Source organism: Marinomonas flavescens (assembly GCF_004352835.1).
GTDB classification, from domain to species: domain Bacteria; phylum Pseudomonadota; class Gammaproteobacteria; order Pseudomonadales; family Marinomonadaceae; genus Marinomonas; species Marinomonas flavescens.
Genome location: NZ_SJSB01000030.1, coordinates 1 through 8,796, shown reverse-complemented (window position 1 = coordinate 8,796; position 8,796 = coordinate 1). Strand labels below are relative to the sequence as shown.

General features: G+C 36.2%; 6 protein-coding genes and 1 pseudogene. 2 read left to right on the top strand and 5 right to left on the bottom strand.

Annotated features, from left to right (window positions below):
• Window positions 1-166 precede the first annotated feature (166 nt).
• Window positions 167-623: pseudogene (locus E0D70_RS17275) on the top strand (transposase); the annotation flags it as partial.
• A gap of 451 nt (window positions 624-1,074) precedes the next feature.
• On the opposite strand, the gene E0D70_RS17270 reads toward E0D70_RS17275, so the two are convergent.
• From E0D70_RS17270 to E0D70_RS17250, 5 genes are all read right to left on the bottom strand, one after another.
• A complete protein-coding gene (locus E0D70_RS17270; RefSeq protein ID WP_133013512.1) occupies window positions 1,075-2,706 on the bottom strand; it encodes an FGGY-family carbohydrate kinase in 1,632 nt (543 codons plus the stop codon).
• Window positions 2,707-2,741: 35 nt separating this feature from the next.
• Window positions 2,742-3,725: an ABC transporter permease gene (locus tag E0D70_RS17265; RefSeq protein WP_133013511.1), complete on the bottom strand. Its 984-nt coding sequence runs from the start codon at window positions 3,723-3,725 to the stop codon at window positions 2,742-2,744.
• Between the two features lie 3 nt (window positions 3,726-3,728).
• Window positions 3,729-4,715: an ABC transporter permease gene (locus E0D70_RS17260; protein WP_133013510.1), complete on the bottom strand. Its 987-nt coding sequence runs from the start codon at window positions 4,713-4,715 to the stop codon at window positions 3,729-3,731.
• Complete coding sequence (locus tag E0D70_RS17255; protein WP_133013509.1) at window positions 4,708-6,204, bottom strand: sugar ABC transporter ATP-binding protein; 1,497 nt, start codon at window positions 6,202-6,204, stop codon at window positions 4,708-4,710. The genes E0D70_RS17260 and E0D70_RS17255 overlap by 8 nt, the downstream gene beginning before the upstream one ends.
• Before the next feature lie 136 nt (window positions 6,205-6,340).
• Window positions 6,341-7,336, bottom strand: coding sequence for a substrate-binding domain-containing protein (locus E0D70_RS17250; RefSeq protein ID WP_133013508.1), 996 nt, complete (start codon window positions 7,334-7,336; stop codon window positions 6,341-6,343).
• Window positions 7,337-7,485: 149 nt separating this feature from the next.
• On the opposite strand from E0D70_RS17250, the gene E0D70_RS17245 reads away from it, so the two are divergent.
• On the top strand, window positions 7,486-8,517 hold the full coding sequence (locus tag E0D70_RS17245) for a LacI family DNA-binding transcriptional regulator (protein WP_133013507.1): 1,032 nt from the start codon (window positions 7,486-7,488) through the stop codon (window positions 8,515-8,517).
• The last annotated feature ends 279 nt before the right edge of the window (window positions 8,518-8,796 follow it).

Below are 8,796 nucleotides of genomic sequence, written 5' to 3'. Positions count from 1 at the left end.
AAAGTGACATGGTGCTGAGAGGAGGATGTAAACATAAGCCTTATGTTCCTGTTGAGAAAACAAAAGACTTTATGGTTTTTGGAAGGAATTACTATGTGGGGTTTAACCGACGCTTACTAAACATGAGTATTTTATTCCAATTTAAAAAATAAAAGACTTTATGGTTTTTGGAAGAGATTATTATGTGGGGTTTAGCCGACGCTCACGCTTAAGCACAACCGCCGCCAACGTACATTACATCACAGAGGCAGAAAATCTGATTCATGTGAGGAAAGCTTTATCTCGGCGGATTCAGGTTATCGAGGCGCGCAAAAAACGAGAGGAACTGAAAAATATCGAGGCGGATTGGTTGATTGCTGCTACTTATAAAAAAGAAAGCGCCAAGCAAGGTGCGTCTTCTCAAAAAACACTCGAGAATAAATAAGCAACCTATCCGAACGGAATACATAAAAGCCAGTATTCGAGCAAAAGTAGAGCACCCATTTCGGATCATAAAGCGTCAGTTTGGTTTTAGGAAAGCTGTCTATCGAGGTCTGAAGAAAAATGACAACAAACTGGCGATGCTGTTTGCCTTAGCCAATGTGTTTAGGATCGATCAGATGATACGGACGGCAAGGAGTTAGTTCGTTCAAAACCCATTAAATAAGGCTAATTCGGCTTATTTAATGGCGAAAAACACTCAAAGGAGTGGTATCCTGTGTTTTTTTGATCGAATGAAAGAAGCTTATTCTATTGTGGCTTCTTAATCGCAGTTTCCCTAATATCAGACTACCTTCAAAATAAATTTTCAATTTGTCATAATGCGCAGCTATCGATCTAAAACACATCTACCGAACAAATGTATTTTCAACCAAACACTGATATTTTTATAAAATCAGCGTACTTAAATCGACAAGTGTATCTATTTAAGGGCGTGCTCTATATCTTTACTTTTTGTTGATTTATCACTTACCAACATAATTAAAGCTATTTAAATCAAACTTGGACTACGGAAGGTGATAACAAGAATAATGATGTATATCAGCTAATTTAGTCGGGCGTCATATATCAAAATTACAGAGAGACTAAGTAGCACTAAACTTCATTTTTCACTTGATTCAATATAGGTTCGATCTTAGCCGCACTCTGAAGAGCTTCAAAGATTTTAAAACAATTAACGTGATGTTGTGAAATGACTCCTCTTATTGGTTCAAAAACATCTCCTAAACTAGACATTTCTTTCATTGCTGAAGTTAACGAGGAGTAAGCGCCACTGGCTACAGCACCCAGCATAGCAGAGCCTAATAGAACTGGTTCTTGCGTATTAGAACCAACAATAGTAATTCCTGCAGAATCAGCAAGTAATTGTTTTATTATCGAGCTTTGTCCTGCTCCCCCACTAATAACAACTGTATCTGTGCAAACTCCATTTTCAACCTGCACTTTTATTATTTGCTTTAGTCCGTAACCAAGACCAACAATCCCTGCAATATAAAGCGCTATTAAACCATTGATACTTAAATCAAGGTCTAATCCAGAAATAATAGCTCTAGTATTAGGATCAGAAAAAGGAGCTCTATTACCCAAAAACTCTGGAACAACAATAATCTTTTTTGCTAGATATATAATTTCTGATGTGGGTATTCCTTTTTTTTCAATAAGATTTAGTAAATAATTAGGTAAAGAATAATTACTCTCATTCGCCTCATTTTTTGCTTTTTCATAAAAAGGATGCAGTTTTAATAGATGAGAAATTGCTTCTCCTGCAGCCGACTGCCCCCCTTCACTAAGCCACAAGCCAGGTACCATTGCCGAGTAGTAAGGACCCCAAACTCCAGGAACAAAAGCCTGTTGAGTAGACGATGACATTGTGCAGGCTGAAGTTCCAAATATGTATGCCATACGATTTTTCAAAGATAAATTGGGACTAAAAGCCCCTACAGTTCCAATACCACCAGCATGTGCGTCAATAAGACCTACAGCAACCGGAGTCCCTGCAACAAGACCAAGATCAACCGCTGCCGCTACCGTTAAGCCTACACCAAGTGCTGTACCTGCATCTAAAACATTACTGCCAATGATAGAGAAATCATTTTCCGTCAAATCTGACAGCCCAATCTCATGAAAATAACTAGCATCCCAATTGTTCTCATGTGACATATAAGTCCATTTACAAGTAACGGTACATCTTGAACGTGATAAGTCACCCGTTGCTCTCCATGTCAAATAATCTGTTAAATCAAATAAATGACCAACTTTACTATAAACAGCAGGCATATTCTCTTTCAGCCAAAGCAGTTTCGGCGTCTGCATTTCAGGAGAAATTTTCCCACCTACATACTTTAAAACTTGGTGCCCAGTTTGGTTAATACGAATAGCTTGATCTGTTGCTCTTTGATCCATCCATACAATAATATTACGCGAATTGTCACCTGATGAACTAACAGTTAGAGGTTGTTCATGTTTATCAAGTACAACTAGCGAACAAGTAGCATCAAAACCTATCCCTTTGATTTGATCTGCGGATACTTTGGCAGAAGATAAAGCACTTTTTATTGATTCGCAAATAGCTTGCCAAATGTTATCGCTAGATTGCTCAACAATATCAGTACCTTCACGGTATATAGTGATATCTTGCCTTGCCGTTGATAATAACTCACCTTTAAAGTTAAAAATGCCAGCTCGAGCACTACCCGTTCCTACGTCTACGCCAACAAAATATTCCATAAATCTCATCTTTATTTTATTTTATTTTATTTTATTTAATTCTTTTTAAGAAAGGGTGAACGTAACATCATAACAATAATTAAAAACCCTCCCCACATTGCTGTAACTAAATATTGACTAGCTCCCATGAGGTTCATCCCTGACGCAATCACTTGCAGACTAATCAAGCCAATGACTAAAGGTATAATTCTACCAAAGCCACCAAAAGGGTTAGCACCTGCTAAGAAGCAGGCAAGAATAGTGATTAATAAATAAGAATAACCATGACCAATACGGACTGAATTAAAACGCGATAACATTAGCACACCAGCTAAACCAGCTAACGCTCCTGACAAGGAATAAACAAATACTAATATATGTTTAGTATTAATACCTGAATAACTAGCGGCATCAGGGTTAGAGCCCACCATATATATACTAAATCCAATTTTCGTATACTGCATAATATAAAAAGTCACTACAGAAGCAGCTAAAAATATATATAAAGGAATTGGTATACCCAACATTAAGCTATTACCTATAGTATTAAATACTTCAGGCATGCCTGAGATATCCCCACCATGAGTAATTGTTTCACCTAAACCACGCAAAAAAATCATAGCCCCTAAAGTTACCAAAATAGGATGAGCCCCTACATAGGCAATAATCAATCCAATTAAAGCACCAACAAAAATACCTACAACGATACCTACGGTAAAAGCAAGAAATACAGTTAATACTCCAAAATCAGGTAAATAACTTTTTATTAAAAAAGCTGTAGATAAACCACAAATATTTGCACTAAATGTTATAGATAAATTTAATCCTCCAGAGATAATTGGAATTAACATAGCTAATGTCAATAGCCCCAATTCTGGTAATTGAAAAGCCATTGATTGAAAAACTCTTAAACTAAAAAAATCTGATGAAATCAAGGAAAAAAATAAAATACTGACTATTAAAAAAATTATAATCGAATAAAGTTCAAGTGCATCAGTACCTTTTTTTTTGATTCTTTCAACTATTGATAAATGAAACATAGCCTAATCCTCTCTCGTATTTACCACTTTTAGTGGCAAGAATCGGTGAATGTTAACAGCACTAATGGCAACTAAAAAAATCAAACCGACAATCAATTTAAATGCAAAAGGTGTAATGCCCAACAAGTTCAAGCCATTTTGTACTACAGCTAATAGCATCACACCTAATACGGCCCCCCATACTGTCCCGCGGCCACCACCCAACACAGCACCACCAAGTACAACAGCAGATAGTATGTCTAACTCACGACCATAAAGTGCATTAGGTACAACTTCGCGCACTATATGAGATTGCATCAATCCACCAATTCCTGCGCACAAACCTAACCAACCATAAACAAAAAACTGCACAAGAAAAACATTTACGCCAGATCTTCTAGCAGCCTCTAGATCAGAACCAAAACCAATAATAATTCGGCCAAAGCCAATACGAGTTAAGAAAAACCATGTAATCAAAACTAAAAAAACAGCAACAATTATAGGTAAATATAATATTGCATTACTATTTCCTGAAGCCACATCAATTATAGGGATAGGTTCATAAAGCCAATCTGGAATATTATAAATTGAATGTCCTTTAGTAAAATACATTAATAAACCAAAGAACAAGTTAAATGTACCAATTGTAGCGACTATTGAAACAATCCGAAACTTACAAATAAGTAGAGCGTTAAAAAAACCTAAACTCACACCAATTATTATAGCTAAACATATACCCAAGAACCAATTACCACCACCAATCAAAATCATTATTGTTACAACAATATACTGTACAACAGAAGCAACTATTGAAAATGAAATATCAATACCACCAGCCATTAATACAACCACAAGGCCAACAGCAAAAATAATACTGACTGCTTGATTATTTAAGATATCAAATAAATTTTGTAAAGTTAAAAAACTGTCCGTTGTATACGATAAAAAAACACTAAGGAATATCAATAATAGCAATAAAATTAATTCAACTTTTTTTAGGTAATTAAGCATTTATAATACCCTCAATTTTTTCTTCATTGACTTCAGAAGTTTTCATTGAAAATGAAATTCGACCCGACTTCAAAACTAAAAAACTATCTGTATTATGGTAAATTTCACTAGCTTCATCAGATATCAAAATGATCGCCATACCCTCATCTGAAAGCTTGCGCACAATATCAAAAATACCAACTTTTGCGCCTACATCTACACCAACAGTTGGTGAGTCCAGTATAATAATTTTTGGTTTTGTAGCTAGCCATTTAGCTAATACCACACGCTGCTGATTACCACCAGATAATGATGATACTGGCAACGCAGGATTACTTACTTTGATTTTTAATAGCTTAATCCAATCCGTGCAAAGCGCTCGAATTGCTGCAGGATGCAAAAAAAAGGCTGGTTTTGATAATTTACCAATAACGGTTACAGCAGAGTTCATATTAATAGATTGCATTTGGTCAAGGCCAAGACGTAAACGGTCCTCTGAAACATAGGCGATGCCTTTAGCAATTGCATCGACATTACTTTTAAAGTTAACAGCTTCTCCATCTATTTTTATTTCGCCACTAGTCGCTTTTGTCATACCAAAAATAGCGTGAGCAATTTCTGTTCGGCCAGAGCCTAATAATCCAGTTAAACCAAGGATTTCACCTTTTCGTAAAGAAAAAGAAATACCTTCAAACTCACCTATTCTAGAAAGATTTTTAAGTTCAAGAACGGTAGGACCAAAATTGGAGTTATTCCGTTTTGTCAATTCTATGTCCAAACCGGTCATTAGGCTGGTCAATTTTTTCTGCGTCATCCCTTGAGTCGGAAAAGTACCTACTGATTTTCCATCTCGTAATATGGTAACACGCTCACATATATCTAATACTTCACCTAGACGATGACTAACAAAAACTACTGAAATGCCTTGGCTCGATAATGTACGAACAATCGCTAGTAAATTTTCAGTTTCTTTTTTTGTAAGAGATGCCGTCGGCTCATCCATAAATACAATACGGGCCTTGGCATGAATAACACGACAAATAGCAACTAGCTGCCTTTTGGCAATACTCAAATCGCCTACTCTAGATCTAGGATCAAGAAAAATACCCAACTGATTAATTACTATTTGTGCATCAGAACAAGCCTTCTTATTATTAATTAATTTAAAAGGTTTAGCTACATAATGGTCAAATATGATATTTTCAGCAACAGTTAAATCTGGGAATAAAGCTAAGTCCTGCCATATAACATGAATACCAAGTCTTTTCGCATCAGATGGGAGTATTTGCTTTTTTTCAAGCTTACCTTCAAAGCTAAATTTAGCTCCGGGGTCGGGCTGATATACTCCATTAATAATTTTGATTAGAGTGCTTTTTCCACATCCATTCTCGCCCGCTAAACAATGAATTTCACCAGTTCGTAATTCGAAATCGACATTATATAAAGCCGTAAAATCACCAAAATGCTTAGTAATAGACTTTGCACTTATTGCAATATTTTTTTCGTTCATTTTATTTCTACTTAAAAAATTAAACATATTAAATATAGAAAGAGTTTTTATATTTATGATTTTTAAATTATTAAATAAAAGCTCTTTGCTTAAAAAAACAAAAAGCTTCAGTAGTATATAAAATATCAGCTAAATCTTACAAACCTAATTTAGCTAAAACGTCAACCGACTTACTATTTAATTCAAGTGGTTTATTAGCAATAATATTATTGCCTTCAAGTACTATTTTACCAAGTGCTGGCAATGTATCTCCATCTTTCACTGACCCACCATCAGCGAGTTTTTTACCCAATTCAACGAAAGCTTTACCCGCTTCAATCGGACTCCAAACAAACCCACCTGTAAGGGAACCATCATGAACCAATCTACGACCTTGGCTCGCAGAAAACAAACCAACAACAGCAACCTTTCCAGTCAATCCACGCTCTTCAACAGCACGTGCAGCCCCAATAGGTCCTTGACTACCAAAAGCTAAAATGCCGGCTAATTTCGGGTGAGATTGTAAAAGATCCAATGTTGTAGTACGACTATCATCAACACTTTCCGCAACACCAAACCGCTCAGAAACCTGCTTCATACTAGGGCAATTTTTCTTTAAATATCCAATGGCAGCATCAGCCCATGCATTTTGAGCAGGCACAGTTAAACTACCGACATATACTGCGTAGTCACCTTTACAACCAGTTGATTTTGCAAACAGACGAGCATTAGCAATACCAAAAGCTTTGGTAGATACTAATTCGAAATCGTAATCTTTATTAATGGTTTCGATGGACTCATGGGTAATTACTTTAATGCCGGCCTCGCGGGCGCGCTTTAGAACAGGTTCAAGTACTTTAGCGTCATTGGGCACAACGCCTATCACATCGACTTTACGTGCAATAAGGTCTTCAATAGCACGAACTTGAAGTGCAGGATCTGCACTAGTGGGGCCAATCATGAAGGCGTTAACCCCTAACTTTTTACCAGCTTCTTCGATTCCTTGTTCCATTGCATTAAACCATGGAATCCCACCTATTTTAACAACAACACCAATAGTGGTTTCTTTGGCATAAACCGAAGTGGAGGTTGCTGCCATAATAATTGCTGTAGACGTTGCAAACTTAATGATCGTTTTAATTATTGTTTTCATTGGTTACCCTCATTAATTATTATTATTTTTTCGTTTGATGTATATTTATCTTCAAACATGCACCATCGAAGGTGCATGTTGCTTTAGACATAATATTTTGTCAAGCTTCCCATCTCAAATAATAGTCAGTATCACTATCAGGATAAAAATTGAAAAGAGAAAAATCCCCTACTATCTATGATCTAGCAAAACTTGCAGGTTCATCAGCAAGCACTGTCGGCTCGATCCTCAATGGGACTTGGCATAAACGACGAATTAGCAGTAAGTTGGCTGAAAAAGTACTAGCTATTGCAAAAGAAGAAGGCTATTCACCGAACATGCAAGCTCGTGCACTTAGAAAAGAAAAGTCAGGATTTATAGGAATGATAGTCCCCATGTACGACAATCGATATTTTAGCTCTATAGCTGAAATTTTTGAGCAAAGAGCACGAGAAATGGGTTTTTTCCCAATAGTAACATGTACCCGTAGGGACCCTAAACTAGAATTAGATGCAGCAAAATCAATGCTAGACCATCGTGTTGAATATATTATATGTACCGGAGCTACAGACCCGGATGGAGTTGCTGATCTCTGTAAGTCAAAGGGCGTCCCTACTATTAATATTGATTTGCCTGGTTCAAAATCTGTATCTATTATCTCAGATAATTTTTCTGGTGCAGTCAATCTAACCGCCGATATTTTAAATCGAATTAAATCAAATACTAAAAATAGAGAAAGTAATATTCTTTTTATTGGTGGGCGTCCAAACGACCATAACACCATAGAAAGAGTTAGAGGATTTAAAAACGCTCATTTTCAGGCAAACTTAACACTAGAAGATGATTATATTCTTACCTGTGGTTATGCTGCTGACCACGCTGAAAAAAGTTTCAGTGATTTTATTAAAGCTAAAAGAAGGATGCCAGAAGGCATATTTATTAATTCAACAATTTCTCTCGAAGGTATTACCAATTGGTTTATAAAAAATAAACATCACGATATTAATAATGTTGCATTAGGCTGTTTTGACTGGGATCCATTCGCAGCAATGATTGGGAATAATAGTACTATGGTTAAACAGGATGTGCCAGTGATGATGGATATATTATTTGACTTACTTAACCCCATGAAGAAATCAAATCAGCATTTAAAATCATATCAAGTGAGTACTAAATTACTTAAATCGTCAAGAAATTTATAACAATTTACTGCAGCCAAAAACTTAACCAATATATACCTTAGCTCACGATAATAACCGACATACTCAGGGCAAACGCATGAATATTATTTGATAAATCCCATAACCTTGAATAGATACTCATCGTCCCAGCCGCAGGCTTTTAGTTTGTTTTTAATGCCCCTGAATTCAAGTCCGAAGTGCGACACTTTTCACTTCAAGCAACTAAGCACATTTCTTTAAACACTACGGCTGGTTGCTTGAACCCTAAACACTTCCTTGGACGATTATTTATTCGTCTCA

Coding starts and splice junctions, on each gene's coding strand:
- E0D70_RS17270 (WP_133013512.1), bottom strand. CDS start 2,706: ATGGAATATTTTGTTGGCGTAGACGTAGGAACGGGTAGTGCTCGAGCT.
- E0D70_RS17265 (WP_133013511.1), bottom strand. CDS start 3,725: ATGTTTCATTTATCAATAGTTGAAAGAATCAAAAAAAAAGGTACTGAT.
- E0D70_RS17260 (WP_133013510.1), bottom strand. CDS start 4,715: ATGCTTAATTACCTAAAAAAAGTTGAATTAATTTTATTGCTATTATTG.
- E0D70_RS17255 (WP_133013509.1), bottom strand. CDS start 6,204: ATGAACGAAAAAAATATTGCAATAAGTGCAAAGTCTATTACTAAGCAT.
- E0D70_RS17250 (WP_133013508.1), bottom strand. CDS start 7,336: ATGAAAACAATAATTAAAACGATCATTAAGTTTGCAACGTCTACAGCA.